The organism is Galbibacter kalidii (assembly GCF_026241135.1).
Taxonomy (GTDB): domain Bacteria; phylum Bacteroidota; class Bacteroidia; order Flavobacteriales; family Flavobacteriaceae; genus Galbibacter.
On sequence record NZ_JAPFGA010000113.1, the window covers coordinates 1 to 506 of the forward strand.

Here is a 506-nt window from a genome sequence, read left to right on the forward strand (position 1 = left end):
GTAACGCATTTTCCGATTTCCTGCCTGCCTTCACAATTATTCCGAAGCAGGGAGCAATGTCAGCCGTTTTTAAATATCATCCGGAGTTTTCATGAATAATAAAAGAACGATTACCACTCGAGAGCAGATTAAAATTAATGGGGAAATTCGTGAGAGAACAGCAACCCATATTGTTACCGGTGCTCATGGGTACGAAACCCTTTGCATAAGCGGTTATATTGTCGAACATAACGAGATGGGTGAGGTTATCCATAACAGCGAAAAATTAGCGGAAGATTTGTTACCTGTTACCTGCCCCACATGCAGGGTCATTTGGTACCACACCCATGAATTTACACTCGATGATTTTGACACTCTTTCAGGTAAAGGGGATTTTGTTGTGACAGATTTGAAAGAACTGAATATCTGAAAAGTTCATAAGTGACCAGCGCTCAGTAATATGTTGCTGAGTGCTGGTGTTTCTCTCCGTAAAATCTATATGTCGTCCAGATGATTACGCATAAAGC

The 506-nt window shown here is 41.1% G+C and carries 1 protein-coding gene; it reads left to right on the plus strand.

Features of this window, described 5'->3' with window-relative positions; genetic code table 11:
- Nucleotides 1–91 precede the first annotated feature (91 nt).
- A complete protein-coding gene (locus OOZ15_RS20140) occupies nucleotides 92–409 on the plus strand; it encodes a hypothetical protein (RefSeq protein WP_004213829.1) in 318 nt (105 codons plus the stop codon).
- Nucleotides 410–506: the final 97 nt, after the last annotated feature.

Coding starts and splice junctions, on each gene's coding strand:
- OOZ15_RS20140 (WP_004213829.1), top strand. CDS start 92: ATGAATAATAAAAGAACGATTACCACTCGAGAGCAGATTAAAATTAAT.